Here is a 20570-nt window from a genome sequence, read left to right on the forward strand (position 1 = left end):
ACTGCACCCGACAGGGTGTGGGAGAGTAGGACACCGCCGAACACACTTTCACAGAACACCCCCGGGAACCACACGGTCCCCGGGGGTGTTCTGCATACCCACACCAAAAACACCCCACCATGCAGGACCCCCACGAGCCACAGGTCGAGCACACCCACGAGTCAAACGCTCGCCTACGTGCCGGACGCTCACCCCAGTGCTAGCACCTGGCCGTGCATCCGACACAACGGTGAGCGTTTGAGACGCAGGTCGAGCAAGGTCCTTTTGATACTCGTTCGTCCCGTTCTTCATCGCTGTTCACGTCGACTTCATCGACAAGTCGATCTTTTGCGTCGGTAAGTATTCTTTGCAGCGGAACAGTCGGGGTATGCCGACGAATCCGCGAGGAGAAACCGTCGCCGCCGGGGTTCCGGAGGCTCTTGCTGCTGATATGACCATGGCGGAGCAGCACGATTGGATTCGTTCGTTTCTGAAGCGGAATCCTGTATCCCGGAGACGCTTTCTGGTTGGCTCGGCGGCGACTGCTGCGGCGGCTGCCGTTGGGAATGCAGCGTGGTCCGGTCGTGCGTATGCGCAGGATGCGCCGCTGGCGGTGGGTGGTCGTCACACGTCGTTCGGTGTGCATTCGGCCACGCAGCTTCGATTCTCGGCTCAGTTGTCGCGAAATCCCGGGGTGACGGGGGTGTTCCTCGATCATGGGCCGACTCCGGCGCTGGGGGCGACAACTGCAGCGGAGGTTCGTAATCTGGTCAGTCAGGTGCCGCAGACCGACGGCGGCATCCTCGGTGCCGAGCAGTTCTACGTTCACGTGCCCGTCGACGGTCTGGCTCCCAAGACTCCGCATTTCTATCGCTGGCGTACCAACGACGGCTACGTCAGTGATGTGCAGACGGTGTGGACAGCGTTGCCTCCAGGACGGAGTGCTCCGTTCCGCTTCACGATGATGGGCGATCAAGGTGTCGATGAAACACCCTCTCGGCCGCCGGGTCTGAAGGCAGGGGATTACGACGATCTGTACTACAAAGCCGACAACGAGCCATCTGTTCGTCATGCGGCGAACATCGTCGGGCAGATCGCGGCGCGCAGACCGGACTTTCATGTTCTGGCGGGCGACATCGCGTACGCGGATCCGTCGGGCGCCGGCCTCCCTGCTCAGTTCGCTCCCAGCGGGGTGACTCAGCCGAGAGGCTTCGACAAGTACAACCCTTTCGTGTGGGACGGCTACTTCGCCGCCATCGAGCGAAGTGCGGCGAGCACACCCTGGTTCTTCGCCACGGGTAACCACGACATGGAAGCGTTGTACGGTGCGAACGGGTACGGGGGACATGCGGCCAGGCTCGATCAACCCGAGAACGGTCCTGCTGGCTGCCCTTCGGTCTATTCGTTCGTGTACGGCAATGTCGCCGTGCTGTCGCTCGACGCCAACGATGTGTCGTACGAGATCAAGGCCAACACCGGCTATAGCGGCGGCAGGCAGAACACATGGGTGGAAAGGTCCCTTGCACGATTCAGGGCGGATCCGAACATCGATTTCGTGGTGTGCTTCTTCCACCACTGTGCCTACTCGACTACCGAAGCCCATGCATCCGACGGTGGTGTTCGCGACGCATGGACTGAGTTGTTCGACCGCTACGAGGTGGATGTGGTTCTGCAAGGGCACAATCACGTGTTCGAACGAACCGACCCCATCCGGGCCGGCCATCCGACACGGACGGCGGCCGACCACGCCGTCGTGTATCCGAAGTCCGACGGGACGGTGTATTACACGGTAGGCGGTGGCGGCCGGCCTCGGTACACATTTCAGCCCTCCGAGCAGGAGACGTACAGAGGAAACGAGTTGCCGGACAACGCTGTTCCGAACAGCTACGTCTGGACGCCCGACGGTGAGAAGGCCACTGAAGCCGTCGGGTGGTCTCGGGTTCGCTTCAGAAACTACTCGTTCGTCTCCGTCGACGTCGCTCCCGGGATTCCCGGAATCACACCGAGCGAGATGAAGATTTCCGCGATCGACGAGTACGGCCGCGAGTTCGATCGCGTCACCTATCGGCGAGATGTCCCGATGAGCGGTGTGTTCGGTTCGTCCTGATCGAGGTCGTGGTTCGATTCCATGCGTTCGAGCACCCACAATGCAGCGCTCGGAACAGGTTCCACGATCACCACGTCGGTACGGAGGGCGAGCTGCCGAGCTGAGTCGCTGAGCGGACCGCCGCCGATGATCACTGCTTCGGCGCCCGCCGCGGCGGCGTCGTCGACCGCTGTGCCGAGTTCGTCCACGGTGGCGTCGAGATCTCGGGCGAGGACGAGCGGGTCGGAATCCGTCAGAAAGATTCCTGCGAAATCAGCATCGGGGCTGCAGTGTCGTACCAGCGTCCGCAACGACGGCTCCAACAGCGGTGTGGTGGTCGCGATGGCAAATCGTCGCCCTCCGCAAGCTGCTGTCGACACTGCGGCCTGCCCGATTCCGACGACGGGAATGTCGACGAGCTGCCGAAGGGCAGCGACTCCAGGATCTCCGAAGGCGCCGACGATCACCGCGCAGGGCCTGTGCACGTCGATACCGGAGAGCGCTGCAGCAACAGTGTGTTCGGCCGCCTCGTCCAGAGCCTCGGCGTCGACGATCATGCTCGGACCCGCCGCTGCGGTGACTCCGACGACGTCGTATCTCGATCCGTCCATAACTTTCTCGGCAACCGCGACGAGCATGTCGGTGGTCGAGGCGTTGGTGTTGGGGTTGACCACCAGAATCGTGGGCACGCTGCTCATGAATCAATCATCCTCTGGCATGGGGTGTCCGAAGGTTTCTCGGGGGAACTGAACTGCGACGGCGCATACGACGAAGAGTGCGGTGAGAACGGCGAACATCGCGGGGACTCCTGAACTGTCCAGTACCGCTCCGGCGATCAAGGGGAACAGACCACCCGAGAGAGAGCCGATGGCAAGGATGACGGAGGTGGCGAGTCCGCGAATGCGAGTCGGGTACTGCTCCGGGGCGAACAGCCAGATGGTGGTGTTCAGAACGATCACCGAGAAGTTGAAGAGTGCACCGAAGAACAACACCAGTCCGATGTCGGTGGCGAAGAAACCGAAACCGAGTGCCGCGGCGGTACCGAGGCTTGCACCGGCCGTCAGGGTGATCTTGCGGGGAAGCTTTCGTGCGATCAGGGCCGCGGTGACCGCGCCGATCAAGGAACCCGACTGCATGACGAGCGTGTACCAGAGTGCACTCGTGATCGACATCCCACGTTCGGTGAGAATGATGGGAATGAGCGTCAGCATGGAGATTTGCGCGGCGTACGACATGCAGACTGCGACACCCAAGGCGAGCGTGCTTCGGCGATAGCGCGCACCGAACATCTCGGTCCACCGAACCTTGGGGGCAGCCGTGTCCGCTGCGAGCGTTGTCTTGTCCAAATAGACCTCCTCGGAGCCGAGAATTCCGCGGAGCTTGCCTTGAGCAAGGCGGTTGATGACGGTGTTGGCCTCGTCGATTCGTCCGGTGGCCGCCAAGTATCGGGGAGTCTCCGGCAGTGACCTCCGATAGAACACCACTGCGAGTGCAGGCAGAACCAGCATGCCGAACAGCCATCGCCAGCGGTCCTCGCCGGTGAAGATGGCGAACACGATGACCCCGAAGAGAGGGGCGAGCATGTTGCCCAGTCCTGCCGCGGCTACGTTGATCAGCCCGACGGCTGTCCCTCGGTGCCGAGCCGAGAAGAACTCCGACAGCATGATGACCGCAACGGCTATTTCGCCGCCGAGTCCCAGGCCGACGAGGAACCGTGCCGCGACGAGAACTTCGTAGTTGGGCGCGACAGCGCACAGAAGCGATCCGAAGGCGAACACCAGAAGGTTGGCGCCCAACAGAGTTCGACGGCCGAGACGGTCCATGACGACACCTGCGAGAATGCGACCGAGGGCAACCGCTGTGAACGTAGCGGTGTTGAGCAACCCGATCTCGGTGCCCCCGAGACCCCAGTCGGCGCGGAGGACCGGTCCGGAGATGCCGACGGCGTTCTGCTCGATGGCGTCGAAGAAGACGCCGAACAACACCATGGCGACGATCCCGATGTGAGCGGAGGTGACGCCGATACGTGAGTACGCGGATTCGATCTGTGTGCCGAGTGTCGTTCGGTCGGCGGGTGAATCCTGTGGAGAGTTCATCGACGAGGGCAGGGTGCTCATCCCGGTGTGCCTTTCGCGGCTGGTGGTCGATGGATACCGTCGTTGGTATACCAAGTGATGAGCGAAAATCTACGGCCGGATGTCCGCTGTTGGGTTTCCGTTCTGTTAAACACATGTAAGAGCGGCGACTAGATGGCGTAACACGAGCTCTCTGGCGTCGCAGCGTGTTGGGGCTGCATCGTCGAGTTCGGCACTTGGTATACCTGAAGTGGTGTTGCTGTTGGTGCTGGTACACATGGGCGAACGATGATGGAGGACAGTGCATGGAACAGGGTGCAGCGTCGGCGAGTTTGTCCCGCCGTGTGTTCGACGAGATTCGCGCGCGCATACTCGATGGACGAATCCCGGCCGGTGAACCCGTGCGCGAGCGAGATCTCAGTGCCGAACTCGATGTGTCCAGGGTGCCGATCCGTGAGGCGCTTCCTATGCTCGAGGCCGCCGGACTCGTTGCGTTGTCGCCGCGTCGACCCGCCGTCGTGACAATGGTGACGCGGAGCGGAGTGGACGAACTGTACGATCTGCGCTCAGCGCTGGAACCGCTCGCGGCCCGAAAGGCTGCGTCCGCGGTCGCGGTGGGTGCTGATGTGTCGGCGCTCGTCGGTGCGGTGACGCGCGCCGGAGAAACGTTGGACGCAGGCGACCTGCCGTCGTTCCATCGCGAGAGTGGCGGCATTCACGCCGCGATCGAATCACTCGCAGGCAACCGGCTTTTCGTCGTCATCATGGAACCTTTGCGGGAACGCAGCAACCGGCTCAACGTCGCGAACATGGAACGCGACCCCAGCGTCAGGCACAACGAACATCTCTCGTTGGTCGATGCGATAGCCGAAGGTAATCCCGAACTTGCTGCGGCCGTTGCGTACTCACACGTCGAATGGGGTCGGCAGCGCACGTTCGAGACACTGTCCTCGGTTCCGGGATTCGATCCGACGGCGTGATGCCAGTGGGGCGTCACGGCCACCTCCCGACGACTGCATCGAGGTGTCAGGTTGCGACGAACCGTGCGTGAACCTCGGCGCGAATGACGATGTCCTGTGGTTTGAGTTCGAATCCGTCGTCGGGTGCGGCATAGGCTCGAGATGCGACCACATAGTCCTGATGGGATGCTGCTGCAACACCGAGGAGTCCCGGGTCCGCTATCGCACGGGCGCTGACCGTCGATCGGCCCACGCTGTGCGCGAACACCTCTGCCTTGCTCACTGCGTCCTGGACGGCACTCGCGCGGACTCGACGGGTGTTCTCGGCCGACGTCGCCTCGGTCAGCGACCAATCGAAGTGGCCGATGTCGACCCCGTCGAGCGCCGACACCGCATAGACGAACGCGTCGACCACGTCGATCTGGCTGAATTTCACCTCGATCGACGCAAGTGCCTGATAGACGTACGGCAACTGTTCCCCGTTGTGGTTGAACGGCCTGGACCGCGAGTGCCGCACTTGATCCAGAGCCCATGCGTCGATCGGGCCGCTCGAAGGGTTGTACAGCGGATCGATCAATCCGGTCAGCTCTCTGACCAGGCGGTGAGCAGGTTCGGCCGCAGCCTCGGCTGTGCGGCCGTCGGTTCGAACCGCCAGGGACACCGTGCATCGCTCCGGCGGGTACGTCGCCTGGCCTCGGCCGACGACCGTGATCTCGACAGGGTTCGACTCCATGATGGGAGTGTGGCACACAAGGGGTAGCGCTTCATTCGAGCGAACGACGCGTGTCTACCCGACCCGCGGCGACATCCCCGACCGGGGGATCGACGCGCGGTGCGAGGTTGGCGCAGAATGGGCGGCATGACCGCATCCGTGCGCCGACGATGGGTGCTGCATGTGGACATGGACCAGTTCATTGCGGCGGTGGAGGTGCTACGAAATCCCGAGCTGGCGGGGAAGCAGGTCGTGGTGGGCGGTAGGGGGGACCCGACCGAACGGGGAGTGGTGTCGACGGCCTCCTACGAGGCGCGGGCGTTCGGCGTCGGATCGGGGATGCCGTTGCGGGTCGCGTTCAAGAAGCTGCCCGACGCGATCTTCCTGCCGGTCGACGGGGAGGCATATACGGCGGCGTCGAACATCGTGATGGACGCACTCCGAAGCTTGAACGTGGTGGTCGAAGTGATGGGTTGGGACGAGGCGTTTCTCGGCGTCGAGACCGAGGATCCGGTGTCCTTCGCACGCAGGGTTCACGACACGGTGTTCGATGCGTCCGGGCTGCATTGTTCGGTCGGCATCGGGGACAACAAGTTACGCGCGAAGATTGCAACGGATTTCGGCAAGCCGCAGGGTATCTACACCTTGACGTCCGCCAACTGGTTCGAGGTGATGGGAGACCGCCCGACGGATGCGTTGTGGGGAATCGGGAAGAAGACCGCGAAGAAGCTTGCGAGTCTCGGTATCACCACGGTGTCGGAGTTGGCGGCAACCGACGATTCCGCGCTGGCAGCTGCGTTCGGTCCGAAAACCGGGCCGTGGATCGGAACCAAAGGGCGAGGGGTCGACCTGTCGCCGGTGTCCGCGGCGCCGTGGATTGCTCGTTCTCACAGCCGGGAAACCACGTTTCAGGAGAACCTGGAGGATTGGGAGGCGATCACCGAGGAGGTGAGGGCTCTGGCGCTGAAGGTGCGTGAGGACCTCGTCGCAGAGGACAGACCTGCTGTGCGGGTAACGCTGAAGGTGCGTTACGCGCCTTTCGAAACCCACACCACCACAGCTGCCCTCGACGGTCCGCCCACCTTCGACACACAGATCATTTCCGACGCGGCGGCCGCGTTGGTGCAGAGGTTGGACCACTCGCGCAAGGTACGCCTGATGGGCGTGCGCCTCGAGATGACGCCTCCCGCTGGTTCAGGCCCTGGCGAAGAGCGCGGGTGACGAGCCGGCGACCTGAACAACCTGGTTGCGGGACACCAGGTGTCGAAGATGCGCGGCAGCTTCGGACAGTGCGAGTGTCTTGTGGAACGGGGAGATGTCGCTCCAAGGTTTGTACCACTTCATGCGTTCGGCGACCTCCCAGACGGTGATCTCGTCGTCGGCGAATGCTTGACAGAGATGGTCGAGTCGTTCTTCGTGGTGCTCGATGAGTTCGCCCGCGCGCACTCCGACGTCGTCGATGCCTATTCCGTGGGAACCCAGTCCGCGCGTCACGTTCATGGACTGCACGTGGCGCAGCGAGTCGAAGAACTCTGCAAGCGCATCTCGCTCCTCGAGCGGGTAGACGAAGTTGCCGACGTGGGGTGTCGTCTTCTGCAGGACGTGATCGCCGGTGAACATGACGTCGGCGTCGGGCAGATGAAAGCACACGTGACCCGGGGTGTGGCCGGGGGTGAACACGGCCTGCAGATTCCGTCCGGTCAGCGCGATCGTTTCGCCGTCGCGAAGGATGCGATCGGGCGCCGAGTCGGGCCCGGTCGGCGGTTGCAGTTCGAGTTCCTCCCATGCGGCGATGTCGGCGTTCGGTGCGCCGGCGGCGGTCATGTTCGCGCGCTGGCGCTCGATCCACTCGGGGCCTCGCGGTGTCGTCATGTCCTCGAACTCTGCGTGGTCGGCCTCGTGCATCGCGATCCATGCTCCCGATGCCTCGCGGACGCGGCCGCACAGGCCGGTGTGATCAGGATGGAAGTGCGTCAGCACCACGCCCTCGACGTCGGTGATCGAGCGTCCGACGGCTTCCAAACCGGAGGTGAGGCCGGCCCAAGCGTTGTCGTCGTCCCATCCCGCGTCGACGAGGACCAGGCCGCCGGGAGACTCCATGGCGTAGACAAGCGTGTGGCCGAGCGGACTGTCGGTGATGGGGACGGGGATCTGGAGGATGCCGTCCCCGATCGCTGCTGCGTCGCTCATGCCTACCTCGTTGCTTGGTCCAAGTAATCAGTTCTTCTCTTCATACTGACCCCGGCGAGGAGCACAAGGGAAATCGGGGTACCGATCGAGAGCTCAGCGGCGACGCCACTCGATGGCCGGGCAGGTGTCCATCACCATGGGAACCCCGGCGGCGAGAGTCCGAGCGAAGGCGGCTTCGTCGATGACGCCCAGCTGAAACCACACGCCTTTCGCGCCCACCGCGACGGCCTCGTCGGCGAACCGACCTGCCTGCTCGGATCGACGGAACACGTCGACGACATCGATCGGAAACGGCACCTCGGCGAGCGTCGCGTATCCCTGTTCGCCGAGAACCGTCGGCGCGTCCGGGTGAATCGGGACGATACGTTTGCCTCTGCGTTGAAGGAGGGAAGCAATCTCGTAGGCGGTGCGCTGCGGATTACCGGACAGGCCCACGACGGCCCAGGTGTCGAGGTCGTCGAGCATCAGATTCACCGACTCGGATTCCCGCCAGGACGTCATGATCGCGACGCTACTCTTCGCCGTCGTCCGATCGCATCGGTGCACCACAACGCCCACACGATCAGGAGTGGCTGGAACAGCAACCGGACTCCGCGTGCGGCGTCGGTATCGAGACCGAACGCGTCGGTGTGCGTCAGGAACTGGCTGATGTTTCCCGGAAACACCGCGACGAAGAATGCCGCGACGATCCAGCCCACAGCCGGCCTACGGACGAACACGAGCGCCAGTCCCAGGGCTATCTCCACTACGCCCGACGCGAGAACGACGAAGTCGGTGTCCAAAGGAACCCACGTCGGCACCTGTGCGGCAAATTCTGTGCGCGCCCATAACAGATGGCTGAAGCCCGCGAACATGAGGAATGCGCCGAGCAGTAGTCGAGCGATGGCCTTCATGACCACATGGTGCCAGGGTTCGTTCAGTTCGTGTGCAGTCGCGCGGCGAGGACGGCTCCCGCCGTGCCCAGTGCCAACACGACGGCCGCCACCACGAAGGCGGTGGAGTAGGAGTCGCCGAGCGCCGGGGCGACGACGAGGGGGCCCATGACCTGTCCGATGCCGTAAACGGTCGTCAGTGTTGCGGCCGTTCTCCCGATGGGCAGGCCGGCGGCCATGCCCATGGTCAGCATGGTGATGCCCATGAACGTGCCGCCGAAGAGAACTGCGGCGACGAGTGCGACCGCCGGGCTGTCGCTGACTGCAGGCAGGATCGCGGACACCGTCTGCAGACCGAAGGCGGCGACGAGTGCTCGCGGCGGTGTGATGCGTTGGGCGACCGCGTGCCACAGCACGGTTGCCGGAACTGCGGCGCACCCGACGACGATCCACACCACGGGGCCGACGGACGAGCTTCCGTGTCCGCCGACGGCGGCGACGAGGAAGGTGCCGACGATGATGTATCCAAGTCCTTCGAGGAAGTACGCAGCAAGCAGCACTCGCCAGATTCGGTGTTCCTGTGGCGAGGGCCCGACGTTGCCGCTGGGCCGCCTGGACTCGGCGCGAATTTCGAGCGCGAACGTAGGTGAGATCACGACGGCGGTCAGCGCGGCGGACGCAATCCACAGTGCCTGCCACGAAAGATGGGGTGCTGCAACGAGAGTGAGAACGCCGGACGCGGCGATTCCCGCTCCTACACCGCCGAACGCGATGCCGGGTGACGCGCCGACGTGCCGCGCGACGGTGCTGGCGCAGCCGAGGAACACGGCGGCGCTCGCCAGACCGGCGACGAACCTGAGTATCGAGAACACGAGGGTGCCGTCGGCGAACGCCATCGCGACCTCGCTGGCGACGAGCAGGGCGACCCAGGCACGGAACGCCGTTGTGCTGTTGAGGGTGGGTCGGAGCGACAGAAGTATCGCTCCCACGAGGTAACCGGTGTAGTTTGCCGTCGCGATGACTGCGCCGCTGCTCGGCGTGACTCCGGTGGAGTCCACCATGATCGGTAGGAGAGGGGTGAAGACGAACCGGCCGACGCCCATCGCTGCGGCGAGTCCCGCGGCTGCTGTGAGTGAGACGCGGCGGCCACCTGCGATTCCGTTCACTGGGCTAACTATACGTGCGGGAGCAGATCACTCCGACGGCACAACGATGCCCTCTTTGAGTAGCCGTTTCACCACCACCAGCGCGCTGTCGGGGTCGAGACCGCGCATGTCCGCGACACGGCGGGATTGTCCGCTGCGGAGATCGTCGAGTGCACCGGCGCACTCGTCGGGCAGGGAGATCGTCTTGTCGCGAAGGCCGACGTGGACCCGTCCGTTGCTGCGGGTGATGCGAGGGGACAGCCCCTGCCTCCATCGGACCACGGAAGCAGCGTCGAGGGCGGCGATGAACGCGACCGTGCGCAGCGGATCGACCGGTGCCGGTCGAGTGATCGCGACCAGGCGCGCGGCCAATTCGTCGGCGATCGCACGGCGGGCATCCGGATCCGATCGGATGCGTTCCAATGCCGCTGCGACGTCGTCGAGTACGCGGTCCACGTGTGGTGCGGTCGAGTCCGGATCCGTCAGGTCCAGTCCCGCGGGCAATGGCTCGCGGATGCGCGCGTCGTCCTGGAGCGCGCCGAGAACGCGATGTGCGATGTCGTAGTTGTTGAACGACGCCACGCCGATGGTGAGATGAATCGTCGTGTCGCCCAATGCTTCCGCGGAATGAATCCATCCCCGCGGCAGATAGAGGACGTCACCCGGCGTCAGGATTGTGTCGAGGTACGGCGTGTTGCTGGCCTGCTTCTCGACGGCTTCGCGCCGGTCGGACCACGGTTGGTTCGACAAGGGATGCGTATGAACGGGAGGGTGAATCATCCACCGCTTCTCGCCACTGATCTGAAGGACGAACACGTCGTGCACGTCGTAGTGCGGCGAGAACCCCGTCGAGGCGGCGGGGGTGATGTACGCATTGACCTGACTCGGATGACCGAGGTCGTCCACCAGATCACGGGTGAAGTCGATCAGCGGCGGCCACAGGCGATGAAGTCCTTGCAACACCAGCGTGTGTCCGTCGGCGAACGCGGACAACACCGCGGACGAGTCGAGCTGATCCGGCATCTCGGCCCCGAAGCCGGCCGACGACGTGAACTCGGACTTGTCCAGCAGCGCGCCGTCCTTGGCCATCCGTGCGAAGGGAGTGCGGACGCCGCGGTGCGACACCAGCTCGTCGACGTCGGACGGAGTCAGCAGATCCTCGAATGTGCGGTCGAGTTCCGAGGCGCGGGTGAGCAACGGCGTGCGCCCCCACACCTCGTCGGAGAAAGCGCGCTCGGGAATGGAGATCAGACGACCGAGCGCGGACCGGAATTCCGGTCCGCGCTGGTCTGCGTGCATGTCGCTCAAGCCGAGCCGTCCGCACCGCCGTCGTGTCCGTTCGGGTTGGAACCGCCGTCCGCGGGTCCTTCACCCGGGCCTGCGGTGCCGTCGGCTCCGCCGTCGTGGCCGTTGGGGTTGGATCCGCCGTCTGCGGGTCCTTCACCCGGGCCTGCGGTGCCGTCGGCTCCGCCGTCGTGGCCGTTGGGGTTGGATCCACCGTCAGCGGGGCCTTCTCCGCCGGATCCGCTGGTGGTGATGTCGTCGTCCTTGATGCTCATCGAAAACCTTCCGGTCGACCTGACTTCTGGAAACGAGGGGCTGTCCCGCTCGAAGTCGTGGATTGACGGTTCGACGGGCTTCTAAACCCAGCGCTTATTCGGCCGGTGCGTCGCCCACGACTGCGGGACGGACGATTGCCCAGCCGCCGAAGATCAGTGCGATTGCGAGCATCACCAGTCCGACCCACAGGTTGGCGCTGGTACCGACGCTCATGTCGACGACGTTGTTCGACGGCGACGAGTGGGTCTTGTTACCGAAGACCGATGGAAACAGGCCGGCGAGGGTCAGCAGGATCCCGTAGATGCCGAGCAGTGCGCCGATGACGGAGCGGATGTCGAACAACCGCGCCACCAGGCCGGGATTCTTGTCGGGTGTAGTCATTTCCGGTTCTCCTCTAGTGGAAGACGATGTTGAGGACGACGACGAGGCCGAGCGCGAAGCCTGCCAGGGGAACCGGTCGCTTGTACCAGGGGTTCGTGGCGTCTTCGGGGTCGGTGAACATGTCTCGCGGAGTTTCCGAGTAGACGAATCCGACGAGTTCCTTCACCGGTTTCGGCTGTGTCACCATACTGACGCCGATGCTGACCACTATGTCGACGACGAATGCAGCCGACGCCGCGACGAACGGCATGCCCTGTCCTGGAAGGTTGATCACGCCGACTTCGGACAGAATGAAGACGAGGACCGCTGCCGACGTGCCCGAGACAAGTCCGATCCATCCGGCTGCGGGCGTCATCTTCTTCCAGAACATACCGAGGATGAACGTGGCGAACAGGGGAGCGTTGAAGAACCCGAACAGCGTCTGCAGGTAGTCCATCAAGTTGGAGTAGCCCGACGCGATGAGCGCGGTGAAGATCGCGAGAATCGTTGCGGCGACAGTCGCGACGCGACCGACGGTGATGTAGTAACCGTCCTCGCGGTTCTTGACGATGTATTGCTGCCACAGGTCGTAACTGAAGACGGTGTTGAAGGCGGAGATGTTCGCGGCCATACCTGCCATGAAAGCAGCCATCAAGCCGGCGACGGCCACGCCCAGTAGGCCGTTGGGGAGGATGTCTCGCATCATCAGCAGCATCGCGTCGTTGTACGTGATGTCGCCGGTTCCGTTCTCCTTCAGGTTGATCATGTCCCCGATCGCGGCGGCAGCGATCATGCCGGGGACCACGACGACGAAGGGCACCAGCATCTTCGGGATCGCACCGATGATCGGTGCGCGCCGCGCTGCGGACATCGAGCTCGACGCCATCGCGCGCTGTACCTCGACGAAGTTGGTCGTCCAGTATCCGAAGGACAGGACGAATCCGAGACCGAACACGATGCCGATCACGGACAGGATCGGTGAGTCGAACCCGCTCAGCGCTTGCCCCGGCCACGACGAGAGTTGTTCTCCCGCCGACGCAGTGACGGTGCCGTCGGTGACCGTCGGTACGACCTTGTCCTTGAGGCCGGACCACCCGCCGATCTTGATCAAACCGATCACCGTGAGCGGAACCAGGGCGGCGAGGATGACGAAGAACTGCAGCACCTCGTTGTAGATCGCTGCGGAGAGGCCACCGAGGACGGTGTAGGTGAGCACGATGGCTGCGGCCACGATGAGCGAGACCCACAGTGACCATCCGAGAAGGACTTTCACGACGGTGGCCAGCAGGAACAGGTTGACGCCCGCGATGAGAATCTGTGCGACGGCGAAACTGATGGCGTTGACGAGGTGGGCTTTGGTGTCGAATCGTTTGCGCATGAACTCGGGGACGCTGCGCACCTTGGAGCCGTAGTAGAACGGCATCATCACGATGCCGAGGAACAGCATCGCGGGGATCGCACCGATCCAGTAGTAATGCATGGTGGCGAGGCCCAGCTGGGCGCCGTTCGCGGACATGCCCATGATCTCGACGGCGCCGAGGTTCGCGGACACGAAGGCGATGCCGGTGACCCACGCGGGGAGTCTGCGTCCGGAAAGGAAGAAGTCCAAACTGGTGGAGAGCTGTCGGCGGGCGACGTAGCCGATCCCGAGAACGAACACGAAGTACACGGCGATGAGCACGTAGTCCAGCGCGTTCGTGTTGAACGAAAGCACGCCTTCTGCCGCAAGAGTCGACGTCACGCGTCAACCTCCCTGGTTGAGTGAGCTGGCTCACTGGTGTGAGCGATGTGAACACAAAGTAACAGGTTCAAACAATTACGTACATCCGTTCCCGCATTTGTGTCCGGTTCTGTTTGGTAATGTTCGATTCATCAAGGTCGCTGGTGCACCGATTCAGTCGTGCCCCGAAATCAGAGGTAGGTGCCGATGCTGGCAGCGGAACGACACTCCGCGATCCTGGCGGCGCTGCATACCGACGGCGCAGTCAAGGTGGTCGAACTGGCCGATCTCCTGGGCGTCTCGGAGATGACGATCCGGCGTGATCTGGACGTTCTGGACGAGCGTCAAGTGCTGCGCAAGGTCCACGGCGGTGCGATCGTGCGAGGGAACCGAGGTATCGAGCCACCGTCGACGGCGAAGGCAGCACGGCAGCACGCCGAGAAGGTCGCTATCGGCCGTGCCGCCCTCGGAGCAGTCGAGGATGGAATGACCATCGCCGTCAGTGCCGGCACGACGACGCTGGAACTGGCAAGACTGCTGAGGGGCCGCGACGCCATCACTGTTGTCACCAACTCGATTTCGATCTTTCAGGAGCTCACCGGGCACCCCGACGAGCCCAATCCTGTCGTCTACCTCACCGGCGGCTCACGCACCCCGTCGGACGCGCTCGTCGGGCCGATCGCCAACGCAGCTCTCGACGTGTTCCGTGTCGACGCAGTGTTCCTCGGTGTGCACGGTTTCGACATCGAATCCGGCTTGACCACACCGAACATCGCCGAGGCCGAGACCAATCGTCGGCTCATCGCAACCAGCCGACGATTGTTCGTGTTGGCGGACAACACCAAGTATCGAGAAGTGGGCACCAACGTGTTCGGGCGAATGTCGGACATCGACACACTCGTCGTCGACGACGGTCTCGACGTGGCCGACAGGGCCGCGCTGGCGCCGCACGTGGAGAACATCCTGGTAGCCGAGACGGAGAAATCATGACCACGCAGCACCCCGTTCGAGCCGATCTCGCCGACGGCCGGGAGATCCTCTTCTTCTCGTTGCCCGGCCACGTCGCTCACCCGGTTCCGGACGTTCGGCCTCTGGCCGCGCGACCGAACGGGGCGCAGTCGGAGGTACGGCGTGACCGTCAGACCGGTGATTGGGTTGCGATCGCGGCGTTGCGGCAGGACCGTACGTACAAGCCGCCCGCGGATCAGTGCCCTCTGTGTCCGTCGCCGGGCGGAGACCGAAGTGAAGTTCCCGCAGCGGATTACGACGTGGTCGTGTTCGAGAATCGCTTTCCGAGCCTGTCGCACGCAGGCCCCGATGCACCGATTCTGCACGACGGTGATCTGCAGGCTCCCGGAATCGGGCGCTGCGAGGTCATCTGCTTCTCCAGTGATCACACCGCGTCCTTCGCTGATCTGTCTCACGACCATGCACGTCTTGTCGTCGACGTGTGGCGCGAGCGAACCGCAGATCTGTTGGGACGCGACGGTATCGAACAGGTCTTCTGTTTCGAGAACCGAGGGGAGGACATCGGCGTCACGTTGTCTCATCCGCACGGGCAGATCTACGGGTACCCGTACCTGACGCCGCGGACGACGTCGATGCTGCGTCAGGCTCGCGAGTTCGCCGCGGTCCACGGACGCAACTTGTTCGCCGACATTCTCGGGCAGGAGATCGCCGACGGTCGTAGGGTGCTGGTGTCCGGCGAGCACTTCACGGCATTCGTTCCGTTCGCGGCTCGCTGGCCCGTCGAGGTGCACATCTACCCGAATCGACACGTCCACAGTCTGTTGGATCTGACCGAGGACGAACTCGACTCGCTGACCGGCGTCTACCTCGACGTTCTGGGCCGTTTCGACAGGATGTATCCGGCACCGCTGCCGTACATCTCGGCCCTGCACCAGTATCGGTCCGACGGAATCCAGGCGGACGGGTACTTTCACATCGAGCTGATGTCGGTGCGACGGTCGGAGACCAAACTCAAGTACCTGGCCGGATCCGAATCGGCCATGGACGCGTTCATCACCGACGTCACCCCCGAGCAGATGGCCGACAGATTGAAGGCATTGTGACCACGTACACGGCGTACGCGCCCGGGCGGATCAACCTGATCGGCGAGCACACCGATTACAACCTCGGTTTCGCGATGCCCATCGCGCTCGAAGAACGCACCACGGTGACGTTCGAGCCGGACGGGTCGGACCGAATCACGCTGGCCAGCGACGAAGAGGGCGTCGGTTCCGCGTTCGACGTGACCGCGCAGCCCGGCGACGTCGACGGCTGGGCGTCCTACGCGGCCGGTGTGGTCTGGGCTCTCGCGCAGGCGGGACACCCCGTCGTCGGAGGCGCGATGAGCGTTCACAGCGACGTGCCCATCGGAGCGGGTCTGTCCTCCTCGGCGGCCCTCGAGTGCGCCGTGCTCCTGAGTATGAACGCGGCCACCGGAACCGAACTCGACAATCTGGACGTCGCACGGCTCGCGCAGCGCGGTGAGAACGATTTCGTCGGTGCGCCGACGGGCCTGATGGATCAGTTGGCGTCTCTGGGCGGCGAGGTCGACCGGGCGCTGCTCATCGACTTCGAGACCTCGTCCGTCGAACCGGTTGCGTTCGAGCTCGACGCGCACGATCTGGTACTGCTGGTCGTCAATTCCAATGCAGCGCATCAGCACTCGACCGGAGAGTATCGGGCACGTCGCGAGTCGTGTACCCGCGCGGCGCGGGAGCTGGGTGTCGACACTCTGCGAGACGTGCAGGGCGAGGACGTTCTGGAGCGGATAGGGGACTCGGTCGACCGGGCGAGAGTTCGTCACGTCCTCAGCGAGAATCAACGCGTACTCGAGTGCGCGAAAGCCATGGCGAGCGGTGACTTTCGTCGAGTCGGAACTCTGATGGACCAGTCCCACGCCTCGATGCGCGACGACTTCGAGATCACCACACCCCACATCGATCTCATCGCCGAATCACTCGGTGTCCACGGAGCTCTCGGCGCACGCATGACCGGGGGCGGCTTCGGAGGATGCGTGATCGCACTCGTTCCGGCACCCGACGTCGACCGCATCACCACAGCGGTGACGTCCGACATCGCCGAGCGGGGTTTCCCGGACCCGACGATCTTCACCGCCCGGGCCGGCCGCGGGGCCGCGCTCGTGAACGACCGGACGTAACGCCGGACATCGTTCTGCAGGTCACGTTCCTGCTGTTCGGGAACTTCCGCGGCCAGGATTAGGGTTGCGGTCATGCTTACCGCTGTCGAGGAGTCCGTTCGCGAGCGAATTGCGGCTTTGGACGTGGATGCGCTGGCGTTGCTGCTGCGGCGCCGTCATGTGGCGCGGACCGATGCTCCCGAGGATCTCGACGAGCTGGCACGTCATCTGGTCGGGGGCGATTCGTTCGCAGATGTCTACCTGACGCTGCCGCGGCCGGCGGTGGAGGTGCTGTCCGCGGTTGCGTTGTGCAAGCAGTTGCGGATGCCGGCGACGGTCGATGCCGTCCGTCGGTTGCTGGGAGATCCGGAGTCGGGCTTCGAGGCTGTAGTGGTGGATCTGGCCGAACTGCAGATCGCGTGGGTGTCGGATGGGGTGCTGACAGCGGTACATCCTCTTCCGGTGTACGCGGTTCGGAGTTACGGCACCGATGTTCGCCGGTCCTTGGATGCGGCTGCGCTTCCGGTGCTGCGTTCGGTCTCGACGAAGCTGGGTCTCCGCGGAGACGGGGCCCGGCCCGAGGTGGTGGAACAGCTCGTGTCGTTGTTCGACGACCCCGATGCACTGCGGAGCGTGGTGGAGACTGCGCCGGATGGCGAAAAAGAGTTTTTGTACGACGCTGCCCGCCGAGACTCGATCCTCTACGCGGATCCGGTGTATCTGACGGCCGCGCGTCCCGGCGCATGGGCAGTGCAGCGGGGATTGGCATGGCAGGTCGCGAACGGGCCGGTGTCGATGCCGGTACAGGTGACCCGGGCGCTTCTCGGTGCCGATTTCGTTCTACCATTCAGCCCGACTCCGCCCGAGGTCGACTCCGAACCGGTCGACGCAGGGCACGTGGAGGCGGAAGCGTCGGCGCGCGTTCTTCGCATGGTGGAGCTCGTGACCGGGGTGATCGAATCTGCATCGACCACGCCGATCCAGCTGCTCAAATCCAATGCCGTCGGCGTGCGCACGGTGCGTGCGATGGCCAAGGATCTACACGGCGAGGTCGACGCCGTCCAGATGGCTCTGGAACTCGCGTTGGGCGACCGTCTGCTCGACTTCGAAGCTCTGCCGGCGCCGAAGGGCCGAAGGCACGCTCCGGCCTCGCATGTTCTGGTCGCGACGGACCGATCGGTCCGGTGGTTGGCAAGTGATCCGGGTACCCAGGCTGCATCATTGCTCCAGACATGGTGGAACGCCGACGCCGTGTATCTCGCGGAGTACGAAGGCGTTGCCGACGAATCGCGCGAGATCCCGCCGAGATTGTTGCGCCGCGCGGTCGTGTCGGCACACGAGCTCGTTCAGGCGGGACAGGCCTTTGCCGACGACGGGGCAGTGGTGACGATGCTCGGGTGGACGTTCCCGTGCTTTCCCGTCGAGGAGGGCCTGGACATACTGCAGATGACGCAGCGTGAGGCGGAACTCGTCGGCGCCCGGGCGCTGGGCGCCGGCACCGAACTGGGTCGAGCTTTGTTGTCCGAGAACGTATTCGACGCAGTGGAGCGGGCCGTGTCCACAGCGCACATGCGCGCGACCGTCGGCGCGGATCTGACGGCAGTGGTGTTCGGGCCACCCGGAACCACGCTGGCCCACTTCTTCGACAGTGTCGCGGTACGCGAGGCGACCGGGGCCGCGACGACGTGGCGGTTCGATCAGGCCAGTGTCCGTGAAGCTTTCGACGACGGCCTCACCGTCACCGAGGTGCTCGAGGGGCTCGACAGGTTCTCGACCGGCGGCATCCCGCAGGCGTTGACCTATCTGGTAAACGATGTAGCCCGCACGCACGGCAGCATCGGTGCCTACACGCTTGCCTGTGCAGTGGTGGCGCCCGACGAAGCGTTGATCTCGGAGATCACCGCGAACAGACGGTTGTCGAAGCTCGGTCCGGTTGTTCTCGCGCCCACGGTTGTCGGGTTCACCGCGCCGATCGAGGCGTCGCTGGAGGCGCTTCGATCAGCGGGGTATGCGCCTGTGCATCGTGATTCGGACGGCCAGGTGATCATCGGGCGCACGCAGGTGGCACCGAACGCAGAGCCGGCGCCGTCCTACGCTCTCGGTACGGCACCGTCGTACGACGAACTGGCCGAGGCGCTCGCGTCGGCCGGTGACTAGCTGCTGAGCGCAGTGGCGACGGCTTCGACCTGATCCGCGACGCGCGGACCCCACCGGCTCGACAGATCCTCGTCCATCGTGATGATCGCACCGTCACGTACCGCGGTGGTCGACGCCCAACCCGGCCGAGCTGCAACGGTTTCCGCCGTCACCCCGCAACACTGCGAGTCGGCCAGGAAGACGATGTCGGGGTCGGCCGCGACAACACCTTCGTCGGACATCTGCGGATAATCGGTGCCGGCACCGTCGGCGATACTGGTCAAGCCGAACAGGCCGTAGATTCGGCCGATGAAGCTCTCGCTCGTCACGGTGTAGAGCATCGAATCGAGTTCGTGGAAGTAGGTCGCGTTCGACTGGGGAACGCTCGCCACCGCGGCATCGATGCGTGTGCGCATGTCCGCGACCACTGCGTCACCTTCGGTGTCGTGACCGGTGGCGTCGGCGATGGTCTCGATCTGGGCGTAGGTGTCGTCGATGCTCGTCGCGGCGGGAAGGAGCAGTACCGGTACATCGGCTGCGTCCAGACCGGCGACGAGGCCGTCGATGTCGTCGGAGGCAACCACCAGATCCGGGTCGTAGCCGATGATCGCCTCCAAGCTCGGTGTGTACGCGGACAGCTCGGTTCTGGGTGCGTCGGTCGGGAAGTCGGACTGACTGTCCACCGCGACCACCTGCTCGCCTGCACCGACGGCGAACAACGTCTCCGTCGCAGTCGGGCTCAGTGAGACGATGGACGTCGGCCTCGACTCGATCACGACGTCGGACGCAACGGTCCTGGGAAACGTCCCGTCACCGGCGGCCTTATCCGCGGGTTGTTCGTCGGTCGTATCGCTCCCACACCCCGAGACAGTCAAGGCAACGGTCGCCGCCATCACGGCCAGAACTGTCGGTATGCGCACCGGTCGATGTGTCATGTTCCCCATTCCTTCGACGTGTCAGTCGACGGTAGCGTCGTCGGCGTCCCGCAGCTGCCGATAGGCCTCGGCGAGCAGGTCGCCGGCAAGATCGTCGCTGTGGTCGCTGGTGTCGGGTGCGCGGTCGGCCATCGAACGTGAGTTGAGTGCGTAGGCCAGGTCGTCGAATTCGTCGTCGGAGATTCCGAAGTCGATGTCGGCGTCGTCGGTGAGGAGTGCGCCGATGTCGATTCGCCACGACCAGACGTCCGCGGTGTCTGCCGTTCCTCGTGTGGCGGTGACCAATTCGGTGGAGAAGTCGAGTTGCTCGTCGGAGTACCCGTTCGCAGTGTCGGTGTTGACGAGCATTTCCAGTTCGATCGAGTCGTCTTCGTCGTTGCTGAATTCGGTGACGACGAGGGTGTCGACGCCGCCGCAGGTGAGGGTCAGGAGTCGACGCTCGTGGGCGGGTGAGTCTGCCGAGGGAAGCGCGGTGACGGTCCACCCGTGCCGGACGGTGTTCGCCGGGTCGGAGATCGTGGCGTTGATGTAGTCCGCGACGATGTTGCGGATGTCGGGATAGGCGATGTGATCGGACAGTTCCCAGTACCTGGTTCGGTGGCCGGACGCCGTGCCGGTCAGCACCGTCGTGCGCTGGGCTCGTTCGGTCGGAAAGGTGAAACGCTCGGTTGCCGCCATGACTGACGATCCAACTAC

The 20570-nt window shown here is 64.1% G+C and carries 20 protein-coding genes; 7 read left to right on the forward strand and 13 right to left on the reverse strand.

Annotated features, from left to right (window positions below):
- Positions 1–346: 346 nt before the first annotated feature.
- Positions 347–2086, forward strand: a complete 1740-nt coding sequence (locus CH292_RS10040; RefSeq protein ID WP_373454675.1) for a metallophosphoesterase — start codon at positions 347–349, stop codon at positions 2084–2086.
- On the opposite strand, the gene CH292_RS10045 is transcribed toward CH292_RS10040, so the two are convergent.
- Both CH292_RS10045 and CH292_RS10050 read right to left on the reverse strand, forming a co-directional pair.
- Complete coding sequence (locus CH292_RS10045; RefSeq protein ID WP_020112672.1) at positions 2041–2763, reverse strand: aspartate/glutamate racemase family protein; 723 nt, start codon at positions 2761–2763, stop codon at positions 2041–2043. The two genes, CH292_RS10040 and CH292_RS10045, sit on opposite strands and share 46 nt — an antisense overlap.
- A gap of 3 nt (positions 2764–2766) precedes the next feature.
- Positions 2767–4182, reverse strand: coding sequence for an MFS transporter (locus CH292_RS10050; protein WP_094654604.1), 1416 nt, complete (start codon positions 4180–4182; stop codon positions 2767–2769).
- Between the two features lie 263 nt (positions 4183–4445).
- Between CH292_RS10050 and CH292_RS10055 the strand changes: the two genes are divergently transcribed.
- Positions 4446–5120, forward strand: a complete 675-nt coding sequence (locus CH292_RS10055; RefSeq protein WP_094654605.1) for a GntR family transcriptional regulator — start codon at positions 4446–4448, stop codon at positions 5118–5120.
- Between the two features lie 46 nt (positions 5121–5166).
- On the opposite strand, the gene CH292_RS10060 is transcribed toward CH292_RS10055, so the two are convergent.
- Entirely contained in the window at positions 5167–5832 is a 666-nt protein-coding gene (locus CH292_RS10060) for an SIMPL domain-containing protein (protein ID WP_037160181.1), read from the reverse strand.
- Between the two features lie 126 nt (positions 5833–5958).
- Here CH292_RS10060 and CH292_RS10065 point away from each other — a divergent pair, with 126 nt between their 5' ends.
- Complete coding sequence (locus tag CH292_RS10065; protein WP_026348231.1) at positions 5959–7032, forward strand: DNA polymerase IV; 1074 nt, start codon at positions 5959–5961, stop codon at positions 7030–7032.
- On the opposite strand, the gene CH292_RS10070 is transcribed toward CH292_RS10065, so the two are convergent.
- From CH292_RS10070 to CH292_RS10105, 8 genes are all read right to left on the reverse strand, one after another.
- Positions 7006–8001, reverse strand: coding sequence for an MBL fold metallo-hydrolase (locus CH292_RS10070; RefSeq protein WP_033187982.1), 996 nt, complete (start codon positions 7999–8001; stop codon positions 7006–7008). The two genes, CH292_RS10065 and CH292_RS10070, sit on opposite strands and share 27 nt — an antisense overlap.
- A gap of 93 nt (positions 8002–8094) precedes the next feature.
- Positions 8095–8502 carry a CoA-binding protein gene (locus CH292_RS10075; protein WP_371828315.1) on the reverse strand — a complete coding sequence of 136 codons (408 nt, stop codon included), beginning with the start codon at positions 8500–8502 and terminating at the stop codon, positions 8095–8097.
- The gene (locus CH292_RS10080) at positions 8499–8894 is read right to left on the reverse strand and encodes a hypothetical protein (protein ID WP_094654674.1); all 396 of its coding nucleotides are present in this window, start codon (positions 8892–8894) and stop codon (positions 8499–8501) included. Before CH292_RS10080 ends, CH292_RS10075 begins: the two co-directional genes overlap by 4 nt.
- A gap of 23 nt (positions 8895–8917) precedes the next feature.
- A complete protein-coding gene (locus tag CH292_RS10085) occupies positions 8918–10039 on the reverse strand; it encodes a YbfB/YjiJ family MFS transporter (protein WP_094654606.1) in 1122 nt (373 codons plus the stop codon).
- A gap of 27 nt (positions 10040–10066) precedes the next feature.
- Complete coding sequence (locus CH292_RS10090; protein ID WP_033187978.1) at positions 10067–11317, reverse strand: cupin domain-containing protein; 1251 nt, start codon at positions 11315–11317, stop codon at positions 10067–10069.
- A gap of 5 nt (positions 11318–11322) precedes the next feature.
- The gene (locus tag CH292_RS10095; protein WP_094654607.1) at positions 11323–11577 is read right to left on the reverse strand and encodes a BatC protein; all 255 of its coding nucleotides are present in this window, start codon (positions 11575–11577) and stop codon (positions 11323–11325) included.
- 94 nt (positions 11578–11671) lie between these two features.
- Complete coding sequence (locus tag CH292_RS10100) at positions 11672–11959, reverse strand: hypothetical protein (RefSeq protein ID WP_094654608.1); 288 nt, start codon at positions 11957–11959, stop codon at positions 11672–11674.
- 13 nt (positions 11960–11972) lie between these two features.
- Complete coding sequence (locus CH292_RS10105; RefSeq protein WP_371828052.1) at positions 11973–13679, reverse strand: sodium:solute symporter family protein; 1707 nt, start codon at positions 13677–13679, stop codon at positions 11973–11975.
- A gap of 186 nt (positions 13680–13865) precedes the next feature.
- On the opposite strand from CH292_RS10105, the gene CH292_RS10110 reads away from it, so the two are divergent.
- The 4 genes from CH292_RS10110 (at position 13866) to CH292_RS10125 (ending at position 18960) form a co-directional block, all read left to right on the forward strand.
- The gene (locus CH292_RS10110; protein ID WP_019667681.1) at positions 13866–14648 is read left to right on the forward strand and encodes a DeoR/GlpR family DNA-binding transcription regulator; all 783 of its coding nucleotides are present in this window, start codon (positions 13866–13868) and stop codon (positions 14646–14648) included.
- Positions 14645–15730, forward strand: a complete 1086-nt coding sequence (gene galT / locus CH292_RS10115) for a galactose-1-phosphate uridylyltransferase (protein ID WP_020112691.1) — start codon at positions 14645–14647, stop codon at positions 15728–15730. The genes CH292_RS10110 and galT overlap by 4 nt, the downstream gene beginning before the upstream one ends.
- Positions 15727–16824, forward strand: a complete 1098-nt coding sequence (galK, locus tag CH292_RS10120; protein ID WP_094654609.1) for a galactokinase — start codon at positions 15727–15729, stop codon at positions 16822–16824. The genes galT and galK overlap by 4 nt, the downstream gene beginning before the upstream one ends.
- Before the next feature lie 72 nt (positions 16825–16896).
- Complete coding sequence (locus CH292_RS10125; RefSeq protein WP_094654610.1) at positions 16897–18960, forward strand: helicase-associated domain-containing protein; 2064 nt, start codon at positions 16897–16899, stop codon at positions 18958–18960.
- On the opposite strand, the gene CH292_RS10130 is transcribed toward CH292_RS10125, so the two are convergent.
- Both CH292_RS10130 and CH292_RS10135 read right to left on the reverse strand, forming a co-directional pair.
- Positions 18957–19883 carry an ABC transporter substrate-binding protein gene (locus tag CH292_RS10130; protein WP_019667685.1) on the reverse strand — a complete coding sequence of 309 codons (927 nt, stop codon included), beginning with the start codon at positions 19881–19883 and terminating at the stop codon, positions 18957–18959. The genes CH292_RS10125 and CH292_RS10130 overlap by 4 nt on opposite strands.
- A gap of 12 nt (positions 19884–19895) precedes the next feature.
- Complete coding sequence (locus CH292_RS10135; protein ID WP_033187959.1) at positions 19896–20552, reverse strand: hypothetical protein; 657 nt, start codon at positions 20550–20552, stop codon at positions 19896–19898.
- Positions 20553–20570 lie beyond the last annotated feature (18 nt).

This window comes from Rhodococcus sp. 14-2470-1a, assembly GCF_002259425.1.
GTDB classification, from domain to species: Bacteria; Actinomycetota; Actinomycetes; order Mycobacteriales; family Mycobacteriaceae; genus Rhodococcoides; species Rhodococcoides fascians_E.